The sequence below is a fragment of the Micromonospora sp. CNZ295 genome (genome assembly GCF_004217535.1).
In genome coordinates, this window is the sequence record NZ_SHKZ01000001.1 from 3,571,074 (window position 1) to 3,590,865 (window position 19,792).

Below are 19,792 nucleotides of genomic sequence, written 5' to 3' on the forward strand. Positions count from 1 at the left end.
CGCGCGCTACCAGGCCTCGGACGGGTCCGCGAGGTCGGCCTCGGGCAGCTCCTCGGGCTCGGCCACCCACGCGGAGAAGACCGGCAGGCCGTGCCACGGCCCGCCGGACCGTTCGTCGGTGGCGACGGCGACGACCGCGTACGGGTGGGCGAAGCGCAGTTCGGCGGTGCGCCGTACCCGCTCCGGCGGCAGGCCCGTCGCCACGGCGAACCCGGCGACGGCGGCGGCCTCGAAGCCGTACCGGCCGTAGCGGGCGGCAGCGGACTGCACGGCGTCGAACGGAAGGTCCGGCCGGCGTAGGAGGTCGCGTACGGCGTCCGCGGCGGCGGCGAACCCGAGCCCGGCCGGGGACAGGTCGTGCCGGCTCTCCGCCGACCAGCAGGGCAGCACCGCCGTCACCCGCTCCTCGCGGGTCTCGAACGTGTGCGCCGTCTCCTCCCGCAGAGTCCACAGCGGGGCGTCGCCCAGCGGCAGGTCGTAGAGGGACCGCCGGTCCTCGTGCCCGCCGGCTGCGCGCAGCGCCTGCTCGTGGGCCGCCGCGAGCACCTCCCCGGGCGCCACGTCGGGCGCCGCCGCCACCGACACGACGAGCAGCCCCGGCCCGTCCTCCCCGGCGGGACGGGCCGGCGCGGCGTGCCCGACCACGTCCCCCGCCGGGCCGGCGGCGATCCAGGCCCGATGGCCGGACGGGGGCGTGCGCAGCACCCGCCGTAGCCGGCCGGACCACGCGCTGCCCGGGCCGAGTGCGCTCGCGTCGGCGACCTCGAACGGGTCCACCCAGGACACCCGGGTCGCCAGCGCGCTGGCCAGCACCAGCAGCACGTCCGGCGTCAGGGTCAGCGGGAACGTCTCGATGAGCCCGAGGCTGTGCTCGCGCGCCCACGCGTCGGCGGTGGCCTGGTCGGGCAGGGGACCGGTCCGCGTCGACGGCGGCAGGCCGGCCCGCCAGGCGGCGAGGCCGGGCGTGTCGAGGGCGGCGTCCTGCCAGAGGGCGGTCGCGGCGCCCACCAGCGGGTGCGGTGCGGCCAGCAGTGCCCGGGCGGCGTCGGCGGCGGCCTCCGCGTCGGTGCCGAGGACCTCCTCCAGCCCGGCCCGGGTGGCGCCGGTGGCGGCGGGCGCGACCAGGGCCAGCAGCAGCCAGGCCCCCAGCGGGGAGGCGACGTGGTGCCCGCCGCCGGCGGTGGTGTGCAGGCGGTGGGCGTAGCGGGCGACGCAGGCGGGGATGTCGGTCATCGGTCCACTCTGCCCGCTGCGGGCGGTCGCGTCACGACCAGAGTTCGAACGGCTCGTCGATCTCGTCCCCGGCGAGGAAGGCGGCCAGCAGCTCCGGCAGCCGCCCCGGGTAGAAGCGGTCGCGGCCGGTCACCACCTCGGCCACCGGCCACCACCGGAAGCCGAAGTAGTCCTCCCGCTCGTAGTCCAGCCGGTCCGTCTCGTCGACGTCCGGGCCCGGCCGGTCCAGCCGGACCGCCATGATCACCTCGTCCTGCAGGTGCCGGCGCTGGCGGTGCCGGAAGCTGGCCCGCCGGCGCCAGGTGGGCGCGCCGATCAGCGCGGGGTCGACCACGATGCCGGTCTCCTCGCGCAGCTCGCGGATCGCGGTGTCCCGGTACGTCTCGCCCGGGTCCATCCCGCCGCCGGGCAGCTCCCACCAGGTGCCGAGGCCGGGATGCTCGGGGTCGCGGGTGTGGAACAGCAGCACCCGCCCGGCGGCGTCGAGCACGACCAGGCGTACCGCGCGACGCTCGACCACCGGGTAGTCATCCGGCAGTTCGATCACGATGCCCGGCCCCCGCGGGTGGAAACGGTCATGGTGCCGATCATGGCCGGTGCCGGGACTCGCGTCCACCCGGCTCCTCCCGGTGGTGCCGTCCCGGTCGAACGTTAGGCTGCCGGCCGTGGCAGGTCTTCTGAGGAACGTGGCCGCGCGACTCGGCGCCGCCATCCCGACCCCGCGGCGTCCTGGCCCCGCGCCGGCCCGGGTCGCGCGACCGCGCCAGGTCGCCGCGCTGCAGCGTCGTCAGCTCTCGTACGCGCCGGAGCTCGACGGGCACGCCGACCCCGGGGAGATCGTCTGGACCTGGGTGCCGTACGAGGACGACCCGCGGCAGGGCAAGGACCGGCCGGTGCTGGTGGTGGGCCGGCACAGCCGCACCCTGTACGGGCTGATGCTGTCCAGCCAGGCGGACCGGGACGGACAGCGGCACTGGCTCGCCCTGGGGCCGGGCGGCTGGGACCGGGACAGCCGGCCGAGCTGGCTCCGGCTGGACCGGGTGCTGACCATGCGGGAGGACAGCATCCGCCGCGAGGGCGCGGTGCTGGACCGGGAGCGGTTCGACCGGGTGGCCCGGGCGCTGCGCGCCGGCTACGGCTGGCGCTGACCGCCCGACTGCCGGTCGCCGCGCCGCACGGCGTCGGTGTCGACGGGCGAGATCGCACGCCCCCGCGCCGGCGGCGGGGTCAGGCCGGCTCGCGGCTGGGGCCGACGGCGGCGCCGGTGGTGTCCGGCGGCGGATACGGCCGCTCGGCCAGCAGCCGGGCCAGGTGCGCGCTGTTGAGGGCGAGCGCCTTGGTCGTGCGGCCGGTGGTGTCCGGCTTCGGCCGGGCGTCGATGTAGTCGACCTTGTGCAGCGCCTCGCCGACCCAGTACGTCGCCCCGGCGGCCGGGCAGGTGAACCCGAGTTCAGGACCAGGGCGCGGACGGTCGTCACGGCGGCTTCCTCCCGGCGGCGGTCGGGCGATCCCGCCGACATACCCCGGGCCGGGCGCGGGGACACCTCCTGCGTACGCTCGTCTGACCCTTGCTCAGCGGTCGCCCGCACCCGCGCTGTCGAGCAGTTCCCGGCGCGGGTGGGCCGACCCGATGCTCTTCGCCCGGTACATCGCCGCGTCGGCCCGGTCCAACGCTTCGGTGAGCTGGCTCGGGCAGGTGACCGGCGCCAGCCCGATCGAGGCCGTCACCCGCAGGCTCACCCCGCGCAGGGGGATCGGCGCGGAGACGACGTCGCGCAGCCGGTGACTGGCGTGCTCGAGCCAGCGCCGGTCGGCGCCGGGCGTGGAGAGCAGCCCGGCGAACTCGTCGCCGCCGAGCCGCGTCACCGGGTCGTCGCCGGCGAAGGCGGCGAGCCGCTGGGCGACGCTGATCAGCACCTGGTCGCCGGCGGCGTGCCCGTACCGGTCGTTGATCTGTTTGAAGCCGTCGAGGTCGAGGACCACGGCGATCAGCGGTCGCCCGTCGGCCCTGGTGAGCAGCGCGGCGGCGAGCCGCTGGAAGGCGCGTCGGTTGGGCAGGCCGGTGAGCGGGTCGTGGCTGGCCGCGTGGCGTTCGGCGGCGAGCTCGGCGTGGAGGACGGCGATCTCCGCTTCGGCGCGCACCGCCCGGCGGTGCAGCTGCCAGGACGTGGCCAGGGCGCCTGCGGCGCAGATGCCGGACGCGATCGTCAGCGGATCCGGCACGAGCCCTCCCGTCCCGACGCCCCCGGCACCGCCGGCGGTCACCGACCCCGTATTTCCCCTGGTCGCGGCCCAGGTTCAGGTGACACACAGTGAGCGGCTCGACACCGCTCATGTCCGCTATCATGCTCGCTGTCCGATGCAGATGCAATAGCAGATGCACGTGCAGAAAGCGAAGGACGCGCATGCAGCCGCCACCCAACGGCGTTCCCATCCACCACCTGCCGCCGCTGCGATGGCAGAAGAGCCGCCGCAGCAACCCCAGCGGCAACTGCGTCGAGCTGGCCGAACTCCCTGGCGGTGCGGGCATCGCGGTCCGTAACTCCCGGCACCCCGACGGTCCGGCGCTCATCTACACGGTGGACGAGATCGCGGCCTTCGTGCTCGGTGCCCGGGACGGCGACTTCGACCACCTGATCGGCTGATCCGCCGCCCCGCCGTCCAGAACGATTCCCCTCACTGACCGTTCATGGCATGCTTACACGTCGGTCGGGTAGCTGCCCGGCCGGCGAGGTCGGGCCTGCGGAGGGGCGGCGGTGGCGACGATTCCGGCCGAGAGCGGTCCGGCGACCGGCCCGACCGTCCTGCGCATGATGCTCGGCGCGCAGCTGCGCCGGCTGCGTGAGTCCCGCGGGGTGACCCGCGAGGGCGCCGGCTGGGAGATCCGCGCCTCCGAGTCGAAGATCAGCCGGATGGAGCTGGGCCGCGTCGGCTTCAAGGAGCGCGACGTCGCCGACCTGCTCACCCTCTACGGGGTCACCGACGAGCAGGAGCGGGAGGTGCTGCTCAAGCTCGCCCGGGACGCGAACAGCCCCGGCTGGTGGCACCGGTACGGCGACGTGCTGCCGTCGTGGTTCCAGGCGTACCTGGGGCTGGAGGCGGCGGCCGCGATGATCCGCACGTACGAGGTCCAGTTCGTGCCCGGCCTGCTGCAGACCCGGGAGTACGCGCGGGCCGTCGTGCTCCTCGGCCACGGCCGGGCGGCGCCGGCGGAGATCGAGCGCCGCGTGGCCCTGCGCATGCAGCGGCAGCGGCTGCTGCACCGGGAGGACCCGCCCCAGCTGTGGGCCGTCGTCGACGAGGCGGCGCTGCGCCGGCCGATCGGCGGCCCGCGGGTGATGCGCGAACAGTTGGCGGCGTTGATCGAGGCCACGAAGACGCCGAACGTGCGGCTGCAGGTGATGCCGTTCGCGGCCGGCGGGCACGCCGCCGCCGGCGGCGCGTTCTCCATCCTGCGCTTCGGCGACGCGGACCTGCCCGACATCGTCTACATCGAGCAGCTCACCAGCGCGATCTACCTCGACAAGCGCGAGGACCTGGAGCACTACGCGTTGGCGATGGAGCGGCTCTGCGTGGAGGCGGAGCCGCCGGAACGCACCCCCGAGCTGCTCGCCCGCATCCTGGACGACCTGCCCGCGCAGTGACGGGCGGCCGCACCCGCCCACTCTTTCGCATTGACGGGTGAGCCCCGTGTGGATAGGCTCTGGATCGATCCAGACTGAATCGATCCAGAGGATGTCCCGTGAAGCCGACCCTGCAGGCCGTGGCCGATGCGGTGGGAGTGTCCCGCAGCACGGTGTCCAACGCGTACGGCCGGCCGGACCAGCTCTCCACTGCACTCCGGGAGCGAATCCTGGCCACCGCCCGCGAGATGGGCTATCCGGGCCCCGACCCGACCGCCCGCTCGCTCCGGCGCGGGTACGTGGGCGCGATCGGGGTGCTGTTCACCTCCCGGCTCTCCTACGCCTTCACCGACCCGTTCGCCGTCCGCTTTCTGGCCGGCGTCGCCGGTGCCGCCGAGGGGCACGGGACCAGCCTGCTGCTGGTGCCGCTGTCGGGTGACGCGGCCGACGCCCGACGCGCCATCGAGAACGCCGCCGTGGACGGCTTCTGCGTCTACTGCGCCGGCCACGAGAGCTGGGCGCTCGACGCCATCCGGGCCCGCGGCCTGCCGTACGTCACCACCGCGCCCCGCCCCGACGCCGGTCCCGACGAGCGCTACGTCGGCATCGACGAGCACGCGGCCGCCCGGGAGATCGCCCGGCACGTGGCCGCCCTCGGCCACCGGCGGGTGGCCCTGCTCGGCGACTCGGTGCTGCCCGGCGTGCCCAGCGGGGAGCTGCGGCTCGCCCGCGTCGACGAGGTCCCGCACACCGCGACCCGGGGCCGGCTCGCCGGCTTCGCCGACGCGTTCGCCGAGGTGGGCGTCGCCTGGCCGGAGCTGACCGTGCTCAACGCGACCGACAACAGCCGCGCGGCCGGCGCGGCCGCCGTCGCCCCCCTGCGCGCCGCCGACCGGCCGCCCACGGCGGTGCTGGCCTGCTCGGACGTGCTCGCCCTCGGCGCGCTGGACGCCCTCGCCGACGGACCGCCGGTGTCGGTCACCGGCTTCGACGACGTCGCCGAGGCGGCCGCCGCCGGCCTCACGACCGTGCGCCAGCCCGCCGAGGAGAAGGGGCGGATCGCCGCCCGGCTCCTCCTCGATCCCCCCGCCGACCCCGCAGCCCGGCAGGTGCTGCTGCCCACCGCGCTCGTCGTCCGATCCTCCACCCGACCCGTTGGGAGTTGACCATGGAACAGCCCGCCGGATTCTTCCTCGCCGTCGACGCCGTGACCCGGCACGTCACCTCCGCCCGACCCGACGCGCCCGTCCAGCCCGAGCGCCGACGCGACCCCAGGCTCGCACCCACCCGGCGCGTCGCCGCCACCGCCCTGCGCCGGCTCGCCGACCGCATCCAGCCGGCCACCGCGCCCGCTCCGGCCCGCTGCGGCTGATCCCGCCGGCGGGCCGAGGGACATTCGGTGATCCGGGGTACGGACCGGTCACCCGCCTGACCGCCATGCGTCACCGGGTGGTGACACGCTTGGTCGGCCAGGCAGACTGGAGCTGATGTCCGCGTTCACGACCAGCCTCCGGCTGCACGACCGGTACGTCCTGCGCGAGCCCATCGGCCGCGGCGGGATGTCCGAAGTGTGGCGCGCCGACGACCAGGTGCTGCACCGGGCGGTCGCGGTGAAGGCGCTCGTCGCGGACCTGGCGGCCGATCCGCAACTACGGGCCACCATCCAGCGCGAGGCCCGCGCCGCCGCCCGGCTCAACCACCCGCACGTGACCCAGGTGTACGACTACGGCGAGGCGACCCTGCCCGGGGGCGTGGTCGTGCCGTACCTGGTGATGGAGCTGGTCGAGGGGCGCAACCTCGCCGACCGGCTCGCCGCCGGCCCGCTGCTCTGGCCCGACGCCGTCCGGATGGCCGGCCAGGTCGCCGGGGCGCTCGCCGCCGCCCACCACATCGGCGTGGTGCACCGCGACGTCAAGCCCGGCAACGTCATGCTCACCGCCACCGGCGCCAAGGTGCTCGACTTCGGCATCGCCGCGCCGGCCGGCCCCGACCACCCGCTGGCCGGGCAGACCGGCGACCTGTTGCTGGGCACTCCCGCCTACTTCGCCCCGGAGCGGATGCGACCCGGCCCGCCGAACCCGGCCAGCGACGTGTACGCCCTCGGCGCGCTGCTCTACCGCACCATCACCGGCCGGGGCCCGCTACCCGTGGACAACTGGCAGGACGCGGTCAGCGTGCACGCCCGGGCCGTACCGGTGCCACCGCCGGACGTTCCCGGCCTGCCGGCCGACGTCGCGCGCCTCATCCTGGCCTGCCTCGCCGCCGACCCGGCCCGCCGCCCCACCGCCGCGCAGCTCGCCGCCCACCTCCGCGCGGTCCGCCCGGCCAACCCGCCGACCGCGGTCCTGCCGTCCGGTTCCGGGCCGGCGGGCGCCCCGCCGACCGCGGTCCTGCCGTCCCGCCCGGCGCCGGCGGCGCCTGCTCACCCGACCCTGGTCGACCACCGCCCCGGGGCGGACCGGCGTGCCCTGCCACCGCCCCCGCCACGCGCCCGGCGACGGCCCGTCACCGCCCTCGTCGCCGTCGGTCTCGCCGTGCTCCTCGGCACGATCACCATCCTGACCCTCGGCGACCCGGGGACCCGATCACCCAACGCCGGCCCGGCCGGCCCGGTGGTGCCCGTCGAGACACCGTCCACCCCGGCGGCGCCCCGCCCCACCACGGCCGCCCCCGCCACCAGCCGCCCCGCCCAGGTCGCCCTGCGGGACCTGGCCGCCGAGTTCGCCGCCGTGCTCGCCCTCGCCGCCGCCACCGGCGACGTCGACCGCAAGACCGCCGAACAACTCGGTCGGGACCTGGCCGACCTGAACCGCCGGCCGAAGGATCGCGCCAAACGGGTCGAGAAGCTGCGCGAACGCCTCGCCGACGCGGTCGAGGACGGCAAGCTCGACCGGTCCGTCGCGACGCGCCTCGACGACCTCCTCGACGGAGCCGTCGCGGGCTGACCCGCTGACCCGCACCCGGGCCGGTCGCGACCGACGGCTCAGCGCAGGACCGCCCGGGCGAGCTCACCGGTCGCGGCCCCGGCCCGGACGAGCACCGTCCCGCCCGGCGACCAGATCGCCGAACGGCCGGCCGCGTCGGTGTAACCCTCCCCGGTCGCACCGGCGAAACTGGCGACTGCGACGTACACCCGGTGCCCCGTGGCGATCCGCAGTGCCCGCTCGTCGGTGACGGTCGCGTCCCGGGCGTCCTCCAGCACGGACGCGGCGTACACGTCGACGCTGTCGCCGACCGTGCGCCGGGCGTGCTCCGCGACACCGGTGTCCCGGCAGATCGCCAGGCCCAGCCGCCAGCCGTCCACGTCGAGCACCCTCGGCGCCGCACCCGGCGAGAAACGTCGTGGCTCGCTGCCCCCCAGCCACATCTTGCGGTACGCCACCCGCGCGCCCCGGCCGTCGACCGCGACCGTCGCGATGTGGTCCCCGGCCACCGGAGCGCCGGCCAGGGCCAGGGCACCCGTCGCCGCGCACGCCTCGACCAGCGGGGCCAGCGCCGGATCGGCCGGATCGAGGATCGGCGCGTCCAGGTGGTAGCCGGTCAGCGACAGCTCCGGGAAGACCACCACCCGCGCGTCCGCGGCGCGGACCGCGGCGGCGTGCCGGGCCGCGTTGACCGCGACGTCGTACGGCTCGCAGACCGGCTGGGCGGCGGCGATGCGTAGGGGCGCACGCACGATGCTCCTTCCCGAACGGCCGAAGCATAGCCCCGCGCCACCCGCGGGAGCCGCCCGCATGGTCAACTCCCAGGATCACTTCGTAGCGTGTAGCCCATGCTTGGAACCGCGCACGCCCTGCTCGCCGCCGGCACCACCGTCGAGAAGGCCGAACCACCCCAGGACGGCCTGGTCGGGCACGTCGTCGGTCTGGTGGAGCGGCTCGGCGGGCCCGGTGCCGGTCTCGCCGTCGCCCTGGAGAACCTGTTCCCGCCGATCCCCAGCGAGGTGATCCTGCCGCTCGCCGGGTTCGTCGCCGGGCAGGGGCGGATGAGCGTCGTCAGCGCGATCTTCTGGACCACGCTCGGGTCGCTGCTGGGTGCGCTCGCGCTGTACTACATCGGGGCGGCGCTCGGTCGGGAGCGGATGCGGGCCATCGCCGCCCGGCTGCCGCTGGTGAAGCTGAGCGACGTGGACCGGACCGAGGAGTGGTTCCTCCGGCACGGCGTCAAGGCGGTGTTCTTCGGGCGCATGATTCCGATCTTCCGCAGCATGATCTCCATCCCGGCCGGGGTGGAACGGATGCCGATACTGACCTTCGTCGTCTACACCACGCTGGGCAGCCTGATCTGGAACACCACGTTCATCCTGGCCGGGTACCTGCTCGGCGACAACTGGCACCTGGTCGAGGGGTACGCCGGCATCCTCCAGAAGATCGTCATTGTGGCCTGCGCGGTCGGTCTCGTCTGGTTCGTCGTGACGCGCCTGCGCCGGTCCCGGACAGCCGGGGGCGTCCTGCCCAACGGGCCCGAGGACGAGTTCCCGTCGTCGGTACCGCACCCGGAGAGCGTGCCGGACGCGTACGGGCGCGGGACGGTCTACCGGAGCACCTGGTCAAGGGGGTCTGACCTCGGCTGACCGGCCGCGGCGGCTCGTCGTTGGTCGCGGCGTGTTCGTCGGGGCCCCTTCTGGTGCTGTCTGGGCCGGATGTCCGGATCGGACGTCCTGTTCTGTGTCGGGGTGTCGGGTTTGGGGGTGTGGTCGGGGGCATCGTGGGGGCGGAATGGTCGCGGGCTCGGGGTCGTTACATCCACTGGACGATCGAGCAGGGCCGGCGGGCCGGGTGAGCCGGGCGGGTTCTGATGGGCCCGGGGCATGCGGGTCGGCGGCTGTGGACCTGACTCGTCTACGTCATCGCCCGGCTACGGCACGATCGCCCGGCTGCGGCACCGCAACCGAGCCCCGCCCCTGGTGGTGTGGGTTGCCTCTGGTGTCAGCCGGATGCGGCTGGCCTGGTGGGGCCGGAATGTTGGTGGCCGGTCGGTCGTTACACCTGGACCCGGCACCGTGAAGGGCCATCCCCCCGCCCTCGGATGCCGGTGGTCTTTCCCCCAAGTCTTTTGAGCGCCTCGGATGGTGCTTGCACCGCCTACGCCTGTCCCCCCTTTTGGGCTGGTGGTGTCGACCCCCGAATGGAGCTTCGTGATGAACACGATCATGCGTAAGAGCGTTCTGGGTATTGCTGGTCTGGCGTTTGCTGGTGGTCTGGTCGGTGGCCCGGTCGCCGCGCACGCCGCCCCGACCCTCGAAACCACCCCCACCACCGCTGCCGCTGTGGTGCGGGCTGACAAGCCTGATGCGGGCAAGCTGGTCCCGCATGGTGTGCAGGGCAAGCAGTCGCGCATCGACCTGTCCGATGAGCAGACCGCGAATGTGAAGGCGATCATCGCGGCGACGAAGAAGTCCGGCATGGACGAGCGGGCCGCCGTGGTCGCGATCGCGACCGCGCTGCAGGAGTCGAAGCTGGAGAACCTGGGTCACCTGGGTGAGCGCAACGACCATGACTCGCAGGGCCTGTTCCAGCAGCGCCCGTCCAGCGGGTGGGGCACGGTGGAGCAGATCACCGACCCCGAGTACTCGACCATGGCGTTCCTCAAGGGCCTCAAGCAGGTCGACGGCTGGCAGGACATGCCGCTGACCAAGGCCGCCCAGACCGTGCAGGTCTCGGCCTACCCGGACCACTACGCCCAGTGGGAACAGCAGGCCGCCGACCTGGTCGCCAAGCACTGGAACTGACCCACACAACCGCAGACCTTCCTCACAGGGGGAAACAAGTCGCTGGCCGGCACCCGAACCCGGGTGCCGGCCAGCGGCGTCCCCACCGACCGACGCGGGACGGGCGCGCGGACCGGGACCACGGAGTGGTGCAGGATGAGCGGGTGGCCGAGCGGGAGACGTGGGTCGGGCAGCCAGGCGTGGTCGTGCTGCCGAGTGGGGTGGCGGTACGCGGACGGCGCGTCGCGGATGTCCCGGCCTCGCCCGCCGACTTCGCCCTGTTGCTGGCGCCCGGCCCGGTGCCGGCGTGGCCGCACCGGCGGATCCGCTGGCCGGACTTCTGGGTGCCGGTCGACCGGGCCGACGCGCTCGACGCCCTGCGGGAGGCGCTGAGCCGTGCTCGCGGCGGCGAGCGGGTCGAGGTGGCCTGCAAGGGTGGCACCGGCCGCACCGGGACGGCGTTGGCCGCGCTGGCGATCCTCGACGGCCTTCCGCCCGAGGAGGCGGTCACCTGGGTGCGGACCGGCTATCGTCCGCGCGCCGTCGAGACGCCGTGGCAGCGCCGCTGGCTGCGCCGGCTCCGCTGAGAGCCTGGTCATAGGGGGTTCCGCGCTGCCAGGGCGGGGTACGGAGGACGCCTCGCCGAACCTTCGAGGCAGGTACCCGCACCATGGTTCCATCCCGCTCCACCGTCCGGCGCCGGGGCGTCCACCGGGCCGCCGCACCCAGCGTCCCCCTGTTCCTGCGCGCCGTCGCGATGCTGGTGATTCTCGTCGTGCTCGCCACCCTCTTCCTCGACGTACTGCTGATCGTCGTCGGGCTGCTCACACCGGCCGTCGCGGCGGCGGTCAGGTTCCGCCGGTGGCTCGGCCGGCTGGCGACGCCGCCGGCGCGCTCCGCACCGGCACCCGGCTGACGCAGCCGCAGGTCACTTGCCGGCCGCCGACGTCGATGCCGGCGGCCGGCCACGCCCTCAGCGGGCGACGTACTCGCACAGGTGGCGGCCGGCGACGCCCTCAGTGGGCGACGTACTCGCACAGGTGGCGGCCGGCGACGCCGTCAGTGGGCGACGTACTCGCACAGGTGGCGGCCGGCGACGCCGTCAGTGGGCGACGTACTCGCACAGGTGGCGGCCGGCGACGCCCTCAGTGGGCGACGTACTCGCGCAGGTGGCGGGCGGTCAGCGTGTCGCCGTGGTCGACCAGTTCGGCGGGGGTGCCGGCGAAGACGATCTGGCCGCCGTCGTGGCCGGCGCCCGGTCCGAGGTCGATCAGCCAGTCGGCGTGCGCCATCACCGCCTGGTGGTGTTCGATGACGATGACGGTGTTGCCGCCGTCGACCAGGCGGTCCAGCAGGGCGAGCAACTGGTCGACGTCGGCGAGGTGCAGGCCGGTGGTCGGCTCGTCGAGGACGTAGGTGCTGGTCCTCTCGGCCATCTGGATGGCCAGCTTGAGCCGCTGGCGTTCGCCGCCGGAGAGGGTGGTGAGCGGCTGGCCCAGCGTGACGTAGCTCAGCCCGACCTCGGCGAGCCGGTCGAGGATGACGCGCGCCGGCCCGCTGGGGAAGAACTCCCGCGCCACGCTGACCGGCATCGCGAGCACCTCGCTGATGTTCTTCCCGCGCAACCGGTACGTGAGTACCTGGTCGGTGAACCGCCGGCCCTCGCACCGCTCGCAGACCGATGCGACGCCGGCCATCATCGCGAGGTCGGTGTAGACGAGGCCGATGCCCTTGCAGGTGGGGCAGGCGCCCTCGGAGTTGGCGCTGAACAGCGCCGCCTTCACGCCGTTGGCCTTCGCGAAGGCGGTCCGGATCGGGTCGAGCAGGCCGGTGTAGGTGGCGGGGTTGCTGCGCCGCGACCCCCGGATGGGGGACTGGTCGACGATGACGACGCCGTCGCGGCGGCGCAGGGAGCCGTGGATGAGCGAGCTCTTGCCGGACCCGGCGACTCCGGTGACGACGGTCAGCACCCCGAGCGGGACGTCGACGCTCACGTTCCGCAGGTTGTGCAGGTCGGCGTCGCGGATCGGCAGGTGCCCGGTGGGCCGGCGTACCTGCGGGCGTAGCCGGGCCCGGTGGTCGAGGTGGCGGCCGGTGAGGGTGTCGGAGCGGCGCAGGCCGGCGACGTCCCCGGTGTAGCAGATCCGGCCGCCGGCGGTGCCGGCGCCGGGGCCGAGGTCGACGACGTGGTCGGCGATCGCGATGGTCTCCGGCTTGTGCTCGACGACCAGGACGGTGTTGCCCTTGTCGCGCAGGCGCAGCAGCAGGTCGTTCATCCGGGCGATGTCGTGCGGGTGCAGGCCGATGGTGGGCTCGTCGAAGACGTACGTGACGTCGGAGAGCGGGGAGCCGAGATGCCGGACCATCTTGACCCGCTGCGCCTCGCCCCCGGAGAGGGTGGCGGACGCGCGGTCCAGGCTCAGGTAGCCCAGCCCGATCTCGACGAGGGAGTCGAGCAGGTCACGCAGGTTGGCCACGAGTGGCGCGACCGCCGGGTCGTCGAGGCCGCGGGCGAACTCGGCGAGGTCGCTGATCTGCATGGCCGCGCAGTCGGCGATGGTGCGCCCGGCGATGCGGGACGAGAGCGCGGCGGCGTTCAGCCGGGTGCCGTCGCAGTCGGCGCAGGTGGTGAACGTGACGGCCCGGTCGACGAAGGCCCGGATGTGCGGCTGCATCGCCTCCCGGTCCTTGGCGAGGAAGGTCCGGCGCACCTTGACGATCAGGCCCTCGTACGTCCAGTTGTTGCTGCCCATCCTGATCTTCGTGGCGGGCTTGTGGAGGAAGTCCTCCCACTGCTGCGGGGAGTAGTCCTGGAGTTTCAGGTCGGGGTCGAAGAGACCCGAGCCGACGATGGTCTGCCAGTACCACGTGCCGACGGCGAAGTTCGGCACCTTGATGGCGCCGTCGTTGAGCGACTTCTCCACGTCGACCAGCTCGTTGACGTCGAGGTCGGAGACCCGCCCGAGCCCTTCACAGGTGGGGCACATGCCCTCGGCCAGGTTGAAGCTGAACGCCCCGGCCGCGCCGACGTACGGCTGGCCGAGCCGGCTGAAGACGATGCGCAGCATCGCGTACGCGTCGGTGGCGGTGCCGACGGTGGAGCGGGAGTTGACGCCCATCCGTTCCTGGTCGACGACGATGGCCGGCGTGAGGTTACGCAGGGAGTCGACGTCCGGCCGGGACCGGCTCGGCATGAACGACTGCAGGAACGTGCTGTAGGTCTCGTTGATCAGCCGCTGCGACTCGGCGGCGATCGTGCCGAAGACGAGCGACGACTTTCCGGAGCCGGAGACCCCGGTGAAGACGGTCAGCCGGCGCTTGGGGATGTCGACCGAGACGGCGGCGAGGTTGTTCTCCCGCGCCCCGCGGACCTCGATCATGTCGTGACCGTCGGCGGCGGAGCGGTCTGGCTGCTGCATGCGGACCCTTCACGTGGTCATGGGCAGGGCGGAACCCCGCCCGGCGTGCGTCGATCGGCCTGGCCGCATTCAATCGTCTCATTGAACCGCCCGTTGAAACTTCGTCGAACGGTCGCGTGCTCGCCGTGCCAGGAGGGGCGAGGAGGTCTCAAACGGCGGGCAAGCCAGCGCGGCGACGGAGAGGGGCCCGGTCCCGACGGCAGGGGCCCGGGTCAACGCAGCACGAGCAGGTCCAGGTGGTCGACCACCGGGCCGGAGGTGTGCGACGCGGCGGCGCGAAGCCGGGCCACGCCGGCCTCGTACGCGGCGTCGCTGATCAGCCGCAGCGGGGTGTGTGCCCGCCGGTCCAGGCGTCGCGCGAAGTCGGCGAGGGAGGCGGCGGTGGTCTGCGCCACCGCCTCCACGCTGCTGACCGGGAACCCGGCCGCGGCGAACACCGAGCGGACGCGGGCCAGGTGCGGGTAGCCCTCGAGGACCTGGACGGCCTCCGGGAAGAAGTGGAAGAGGTTGATCCGCTGGTGCCGGCCGGGGAACGGGGAGCGGATCAGCACCGGCGCGCCGGGCCGCAGCACCCTGCGCAGCTCGCGGGCGGCCGCGTCGAGGTCGGGGATGTGGTGCAGCATCGTCGACAGCCAGGCGGCGTCCACGCTGGAGTCCCCCAGCGGCAGGGCGCCGGCCTCCCCGGCCAGCAGCGGCCGGTGCGTGGCGTACGCGCGCATCGCCGGCGCGGGCTCCACGCCCACCACCCGGATGCCGAACCAACCGGTGAAGGCCCTCGCCCAGGCGCCGGTGCCGCTGCCGAGGTCGAGCAGCGTGGTGTCGGCCCGGGGCCGCAGGTGCTGTTGGACGGCGTGCCGCCAGCGGTCCAGGCTGGCCGGGGGCAGCTCCCGGGTGGCGGCGAAGGCCGCCGCCTCGGCGTCGTCGAAGGAGACCAGCGCCACGTCCATCACCTCGCCACCGTCGCCGGGAGGTCCGGGCGATCGTTGTTGAGGTTCTAGTCGCACGGTGAACCGGCGGGCAACACCTTGTGACGTAGCCCCCGACACGTTGACGGCCGGGCGGATGCCGCCCGGCCGTCGCACGGTGTTGGTCAGCCCAGGTCGACGGCAGGGTAGAGCGGGAACCCGGCGAGCAGCTCGCCGGCCTGCTTGCCGACCCGTTCGGCGGTCGACGGGTCCAGCACGTACTTCGCCTTGGACGGGGTGCCGTCGGCGTTCGCGCCCGGCGTGGTCTGGCTCAGCACGGTGTGGATCAGCTCGGCGGCGCCGTCCATCTCGGCGGTGCCGAGGCCCCGGGTGGTCAGCGCCGGCGTGCCGACCCGGATGCCGGAGGTGTACCAGGCGCCGTTCGGGTCCTGCGGCACCGAGTTGCGGTTGGTGACGATGCCCGAGTCGAGCAGCGCCTGCTCGGCCTGCCGGCCGGTGAGGCCGTACCCGGTGACGTCGATGAGCACGAGGTGGTTGTCGGTGCCGCCGGTGACCAGCTTCGCGCCGCGGCGCAGCAGCCCGGCGGCGAGCGCCTGCGCGTTCGCGACGACGCGCTGGGCGTAGTCGGCGAAGTCCGGCCGGCGGGCCTCGGCGAGCGCGACCGCCTTGGCGGCCATCACGTGCGGCAGCGGGCCGCCGAGCACCATCGGGCAGCCCCGGTCGACCTGCTCGGCCAGTTCCGGACCGCAGAGGACCAGGCCGCCGCGCGGGCCGCGCAGCGACTTGTGGGTGGTGGTGGTGACGATGTGCGCGTGCGGGACCGGGTCGAAGTCGCCGGTGAAGACCTTGCCGGCGACCAGGCCGGCGAAGTGCGCCATGTCGACCATGAAGGTGGCGCCGACGGAGTCGGCGATCTCGCGCATGATCCGGAAGTTCACCTTCCTGGGGTACGCGGAGTAGCCCGCGACCAGGATCAGCGGCTTGAACTCGCGGGCGGTCTCGGCGAGCTTGTCGTAGTCGACCAGCCCGGTCTCCGGGTCGGTGCCGTAGCTGCGCTGGTCGAACATCTTGCCGGAGATGTTCGGCCGGAAACCGTGGGTGAGGTGGCCACCGGCGTCCAGCGACATGCCCAGCATCCGCTGGTTGCCCAGCTCCCGGCGGAGCGCGAACCAGTCGGCCTCGGTGAGGTCGTTGACGTGCCGCGCCTGGGCGCGCTTCAGCGCCGGTGACTCGACCCGGTCGGCGAGGATCGCCCAGAACGCGACCAGGTTGGCGTCGATGCCGGAGTGCGGCTGCACGTACGCGTGGGGCGCCCCGAACAGCTCCCGGGCGTGCTCGGCGGCGAGTGCCTCGACCGTGTCGACGTTCTGGCAGCCGGCGTAGAAGCGGCGGCCGATGGTGCCCTCGGCGTACTTGTCGCTGAACCAGTTGCCCATGGCCAGCAGGGTGGCCGGGGAGGCGTAGTTCTCGCTGGCGATGAGCTTGAGCGACTCGCGCTGGTCGGTCAGCTCGGCGCGGATCGCGTCGGCTATGCGCGGCTCGACGGCGCCGATCACCTCGAGTGCGCTGCGGTAGGCGGTGGACTCGGCGTTCAGCGACATGCGACCTCCTGATGACGTGCGGAAGGCCCAGGCGCTCGGCATGCGTCCTCGTGACGGGGCCGCTCCCCGATGGTTCTCCATCCCTATCCGCGCCAGTCACGGCCCGAGGGGATCCTACCCGGACACGCTCCCGTAGCGGTGACAGTCCCCGCGCGGTCTTGCACTTGTGTCCCTCGCTCTGCCTCGAACGCCCCTTATGGCGGGGCGGGAAACAAGATCGGCGGGGGAGGGGGGTGGCGGCTAGGATCTCGGGTTATGGCGGGGGGCGATGGCACGGGGAAGTTGCTCGCCATCAGCGATCTGCATGTCCGGCACGCCGACAACCGGGCGGTGGTCGACGGCCTGGTTCCGGAGTCGCCGGCGGACTGGCTGCTCGTCGCCGGCGACGTGGGAGACACCGTCGCCCAGGTCGAGTGGGCGCTGCGGCTGCTGGCCGGCCGGTTCGCCAAGGTCGTCTGGTCACCCGGCAACCACGAGCTGTGGACCCCGCGCGCCGACCCGGTGACCCTGCGGGGTGTGGCGCGGTACGCGCACCTGGTCGAGCTGTGCCGCGAGCTCGGCGTGGTCACCCCGGAGGACCCGTACCCGGTGTGGGAGGGGCCCGGCGGTCCGGTCACCGTGGCGCCGCTGTTCCTGCTGTACGACCACAGCTGGCGGCCGGACGGCTTCGACACGCCGGAGGCGGCACTGGCCGAGGCGTACCGGACCGGGATCGTCTGCACCGACGAGTACCTGCTGCACCCCCACCCGTACGAGAGCCGCTCGGCGTGGTGCGCGGCGCGGGTCGCCGAGACCGCCCGGCGGCTGGCCGAGCGCGACCCGGCGCTGCCGACCGTGCTGGTCAACCACTGGCCACTGGTGCGCGAGCCGACCCGCGTCCTGCGTTACCCGATCTTCGCCCAGTGGTGCGGCACCGAGGCCACCGCCGACTGGCACCGCCGCTTCGACGCCGTCGCCGTGGTCTACGGCCACCTGCACATCCCCCGCACCACCTGGTACGACGGGGTGCGGTTCGAGGAGGTGTCGGTGGGCTACCCGCGGGAGTGGCGGCGGCGCAGCGTACCCCCGGGACAGCTGCGGCGGATCCTGCCGGCGCCGGACGGCGTGCCGCCGACGGCCTGGTGACACGCGTCGGGGCCCGGCCGGCGGCCGGACCCCGGGGTGGCGTTCGGGCCTACGCGCGCATCGCGTCCAGCGACTTCTTGAGCGCCTTCGGCGCGGCCGGCGAGCGGGGCGCCTTCGGCCGCATGTCGATCATCTTCTGGCCCATCTCCTGCAGTTCCTTACGGCCCATCTTCTCGCGCACCTTGGGGAACCACTCCTGCTCCTCCTCCTCGACGTGGTGCAGCACGTTCTCGATCAGCACCGTCGTCTTGGCGTTGTAGTGCTCGTCGTCCGGCTCCATCGTGAACAGCTCGAAGCAGAGCACGTCGGCGACGTGGTGTTCCTCGTACGACTCCAGGATGTGGTCCTCCAGCTCCGGCAGGCGCTCGCGGACCTCCGGGTACATGACCTCGTTCTCGAGGTAGGTGTGCACGGTCAGCGCCTCGAGGATCTGCTTGACCAGCTTCTCGCGCCTGCTCGCCGGCGCGTCCTCGCTGGCCTGGAACTCCTTGAACAGGCGGCGCATCTCCTTGTGGTCCTCTTTCAGCAGGACGATGGCATCGGTGGACACCGGCTGACCTCCTCGGCTCGGGGTGAGGCCTCCCTCCGTACCCGGGAGCCGGCGGGAGAAACGGGTGGGGCCCGGCGGTCACCGCGGGGCCCCACCACTGGTGTCGCCGCTGTTACCGCACCACGTTGTGGGCGTTGACCATGCCAGCGCCGTAGAACGAGTTGCGCTTCCCGCCGGAGCAGGTCGCCTCGTAGGTGTCGCCCAGCGCCGGCGTGGGGTTGTAGACCCCCGTCGGGCAGGGCTGCGCCACCGCGGCCCGCTCGAGCAGGGCGGCCAGCGCGCCGGGGCTGATGCCCGGGTGCGCCGAGGCGGCCAGGGCCGCGACGCCGGCCGCGTGCGGCCCGGACATCGAGGTGCCCTGCTTGTAGCCCCACCCGTTGGTGCGGGTGGCGGTGTTGAACGTGGTGGACAGGATGGCGTCCGCCGCGTTCGAGGTCGACCCACCGCTCCGGAACCGGGCGTCACCGCCCGGCGCCGTCACGTCCACCACTCCCAGGCCGTACGAGGAGTAGTAGCTCTTCTCCCCGGTCGGGCCGACCGCCGAGACGGTCACCACGCCCGGCGCCTCGCCCGGCAGGACGAGGCAGGCGCTGTTGACCTCGCGGTTCTCGACCGGGGCGCTGCCGTCGTTCGGGCTGCCCGCGTCGACGTTCTTGTGTGCCAGGTCGTAGTTGGAGTTGCCCGCCGACGCCACGTGCAGCACGCCCTTGGACTGCGAGTAGCGGAGGGCCCGCTGCACCGCCTTCCAGACCGGGCGCTGCCGCTCGTCGTTGCGGCAGTTCATCTCCCAGGGGTCGATGTAGTAGCTGTTGTTGGTCACCTGCATGCCGTGCTCGGCCGCCCACATGAACCCGCAGACCGCTGCCTCCGGGAAGATGTAGCCGTCGTTGTTGACGACCTTGACGGCGGCCACCCTGACGCCCGGCGCGACGCCGGTGACGCCGACGCCGTTGATCGCGGCGGCGATCGTCCCGGCCACGTGCGTGCCGTGGTCGGAGGTGGTCGGGTTCCAGGACACCTCGCTGGTGTCGGCCACACCGCCGAGGCAGGACGCGCTCTTGTCCTTGGCGATCTGGCTGGCCAGGTCGGGGTGGCTGCTGGAGATGCCGCTGTCCAGCACACCCACCACGACGTCGGCGCTGCCGGTGGTGACGGCGTGCGCCTCCGGCACGTCGATCATCGGCATGTCCCACTGCAGGCCGTAGAGCGGCTCGCCGGTGGGGTCACCGGCGGCAGCGGCGACGGCGGCGGCGTCGACCTCGACGGTCTCGCCCTCGTCGAGAGCGGTGCCGAGGCCGGCCGTCGACGCGACCGAGTCGACCCCGGCGCCCGCCACGTCGGTGGCGAACTCCGGGTTGGTGGAGCGGACGACCAGGACACCGATCTGGTCGTACCTGGCCACCACGGTGCCCTCGGCGGCGGCCACGCGGGCCGCCGCCTTGCTGGTCGTGGCGCCCTGCGGGGCCAGCACCAGGTACGTGGTGTCCGGCCCGGCGGCCGACGCGGCCGGCACCGTGCCACCGGCGACGGCCAGGCCGACACCGAGCGCCACGGCCGACGCGGCGGCCAGTGTCTTGCGACGGAGTTTCTTCACACAGACTCCCA

At 73.7% G+C, this 19,792-nt stretch carries 20 protein-coding genes and 1 riboswitch; of the genes, 11 read left to right on the forward strand and 9 right to left on the reverse strand.

Features of this window, described 5'->3' with window-relative positions:
• Positions 1–6: 6 nt before the first annotated feature.
• Together EV376_RS16855 and EV376_RS16860 are read right to left on the reverse strand one after the other, a co-directional pair.
• Positions 7–1,233 (reverse strand): serpin family protein, encoded by a 1,227-nt coding sequence (locus EV376_RS16855; protein ID WP_130324365.1) that lies wholly within the window; start codon positions 1,231–1,233, stop codon positions 7–9.
• A gap of 31 nt (positions 1,234–1,264) precedes the next feature.
• Positions 1,265–1,849 (reverse strand): NUDIX hydrolase, encoded by a 585-nt coding sequence (locus EV376_RS16860; protein WP_486482663.1) that lies wholly within the window; start codon positions 1,847–1,849, stop codon positions 1,265–1,267.
• Positions 1,850–1,898: 49 nt separating this feature from the next.
• On the opposite strand from EV376_RS16860, the gene EV376_RS16865 reads away from it, so the two are divergent.
• The gene (locus tag EV376_RS16865) at positions 1,899–2,381 is read left to right on the forward strand and encodes a type II toxin-antitoxin system PemK/MazF family toxin (RefSeq protein WP_130324367.1); all 483 of its coding nucleotides are present in this window, start codon (positions 1,899–1,901) and stop codon (positions 2,379–2,381) included.
• Between the two features lie 424 nt (positions 2,382–2,805).
• On the opposite strand, the gene EV376_RS16875 is transcribed toward EV376_RS16865, so the two are convergent.
• Positions 2,806–3,456 carry a GGDEF domain-containing protein gene (locus tag EV376_RS16875; protein ID WP_130324369.1) on the reverse strand — a complete coding sequence of 217 codons (651 nt, stop codon included), beginning with the start codon at positions 3,454–3,456 and terminating at the stop codon, positions 2,806–2,808.
• Positions 3,457–3,638: 182 nt separating this feature from the next.
• Between EV376_RS16875 and EV376_RS16880 the strand changes: the two genes are divergently transcribed.
• The 5 genes from EV376_RS16880 to EV376_RS16900 all read left to right on the forward strand — a co-directional run bounded on the left by EV376_RS16880 (position 3,639) and on the right by EV376_RS16900 (position 7,801).
• Entirely contained in the window at positions 3,639–3,878 is a 240-nt protein-coding gene (locus EV376_RS16880) for a DUF397 domain-containing protein (RefSeq protein ID WP_130324371.1), read from the forward strand.
• Between the two features lie 111 nt (positions 3,879–3,989).
• On the forward strand, positions 3,990–4,877 hold the full coding sequence (locus EV376_RS16885) for a Scr1 family TA system antitoxin-like transcriptional regulator (protein ID WP_130324373.1): 888 nt from the start codon (positions 3,990–3,992) through the stop codon (positions 4,875–4,877).
• A 98-nt stretch (positions 4,878–4,975) separates the two neighbouring features.
• Positions 4,976–6,022 (forward strand): LacI family DNA-binding transcriptional regulator, encoded by a 1,047-nt coding sequence (locus tag EV376_RS16890; RefSeq protein WP_130324375.1) that lies wholly within the window; start codon positions 4,976–4,978, stop codon positions 6,020–6,022.
• A 2-nt stretch (positions 6,023–6,024) separates the two neighbouring features.
• Positions 6,025–6,228, forward strand: coding sequence for a hypothetical protein (locus EV376_RS16895; RefSeq protein WP_130324377.1), 204 nt, complete (start codon positions 6,025–6,027; stop codon positions 6,226–6,228).
• 115 nt (positions 6,229–6,343) lie between these two features.
• The gene (locus EV376_RS16900; protein ID WP_130324379.1) at positions 6,344–7,801 is read left to right on the forward strand and encodes a serine/threonine-protein kinase; all 1,458 of its coding nucleotides are present in this window, start codon (positions 6,344–6,346) and stop codon (positions 7,799–7,801) included.
• Between the two features lie 38 nt (positions 7,802–7,839).
• Here the strand turns inward: EV376_RS16900 and EV376_RS16905 are convergent, their stop codons facing one another.
• Complete coding sequence (locus EV376_RS16905) at positions 7,840–8,532, reverse strand: carbon-nitrogen hydrolase family protein (RefSeq protein ID WP_207228184.1); 693 nt, start codon at positions 8,530–8,532, stop codon at positions 7,840–7,842.
• 96 nt (positions 8,533–8,628) lie between these two features.
• Between EV376_RS16905 and EV376_RS16910 the strand changes: the two genes are divergently transcribed.
• The 4 genes from EV376_RS16910 to EV376_RS16925 all read left to right on the forward strand — a co-directional run bounded on the left by EV376_RS16910 (position 8,629) and on the right by EV376_RS16925 (position 11,482).
• Positions 8,629–9,429 carry a DedA family protein gene (locus EV376_RS16910; protein WP_130324383.1) on the forward strand — a complete coding sequence of 267 codons (801 nt, stop codon included), beginning with the start codon at positions 8,629–8,631 and terminating at the stop codon, positions 9,427–9,429.
• A gap of 567 nt (positions 9,430–9,996) precedes the next feature.
• Positions 9,997–10,587 carry a hypothetical protein gene (locus EV376_RS16915; protein WP_130324385.1) on the forward strand — a complete coding sequence of 197 codons (591 nt, stop codon included), beginning with the start codon at positions 9,997–9,999 and terminating at the stop codon, positions 10,585–10,587.
• 143 nt (positions 10,588–10,730) lie between these two features.
• On the forward strand, positions 10,731–11,153 hold the full coding sequence (locus EV376_RS16920; RefSeq protein ID WP_130328702.1) for a protein-tyrosine phosphatase family protein: 423 nt from the start codon (positions 10,731–10,733) through the stop codon (positions 11,151–11,153).
• Between the two features lie 83 nt (positions 11,154–11,236).
• Positions 11,237–11,482 (forward strand): hypothetical protein, encoded by a 246-nt coding sequence (locus EV376_RS16925; RefSeq protein WP_130324387.1) that lies wholly within the window; start codon positions 11,237–11,239, stop codon positions 11,480–11,482.
• A 229-nt stretch (positions 11,483–11,711) separates the two neighbouring features.
• Here EV376_RS16925 and EV376_RS16930 read toward each other — a convergent pair whose 3' ends face one another.
• From EV376_RS16930 to EV376_RS16940, 3 genes are all read right to left on the reverse strand, one after another.
• Positions 11,712–13,985 (reverse strand): excinuclease ABC subunit UvrA, encoded by a 2,274-nt coding sequence (locus EV376_RS16930; RefSeq protein ID WP_130324389.1) that lies wholly within the window; start codon positions 13,983–13,985, stop codon positions 11,712–11,714.
• Between the two features lie 212 nt (positions 13,986–14,197).
• Entirely contained in the window at positions 14,198–14,926 is a 729-nt protein-coding gene (locus EV376_RS16935; RefSeq protein WP_130328703.1) for a class I SAM-dependent methyltransferase, read from the reverse strand.
• Between the two features lie 149 nt (positions 14,927–15,075).
• The gene (locus EV376_RS16940) at positions 15,076–16,512 is read right to left on the reverse strand and encodes a glycine hydroxymethyltransferase (RefSeq protein WP_130324391.1); all 1,437 of its coding nucleotides are present in this window, start codon (positions 16,510–16,512) and stop codon (positions 15,076–15,078) included.
• A gap of 18 nt (positions 16,513–16,530) precedes the next feature.
• A riboswitch (ZMP/ZTP riboswitch) is annotated at positions 16,531–16,622 on the reverse strand.
• 145 nt (positions 16,623–16,767) lie between these two features.
• Here EV376_RS16940 and EV376_RS16945 point away from each other — a divergent pair.
• Complete coding sequence (locus EV376_RS16945; RefSeq protein ID WP_130324393.1) at positions 16,768–17,637, forward strand: metallophosphoesterase family protein; 870 nt, start codon at positions 16,768–16,770, stop codon at positions 17,635–17,637.
• Positions 17,638–17,686: 49 nt separating this feature from the next.
• On the opposite strand, the gene EV376_RS16950 is transcribed toward EV376_RS16945, so the two are convergent.
• Positions 17,687–18,187, reverse strand: a complete 501-nt coding sequence (locus tag EV376_RS16950) for a hemerythrin domain-containing protein (protein ID WP_130324395.1) — start codon at positions 18,185–18,187, stop codon at positions 17,687–17,689.
• Between the two features lie 112 nt (positions 18,188–18,299).
• The gene (locus tag EV376_RS16955; RefSeq protein ID WP_130324397.1) at positions 18,300–19,781 is read right to left on the reverse strand and encodes a S8 family serine peptidase; all 1,482 of its coding nucleotides are present in this window, start codon (positions 19,779–19,781) and stop codon (positions 18,300–18,302) included.
• Positions 19,782–19,792: the final 11 nt, after the last annotated feature.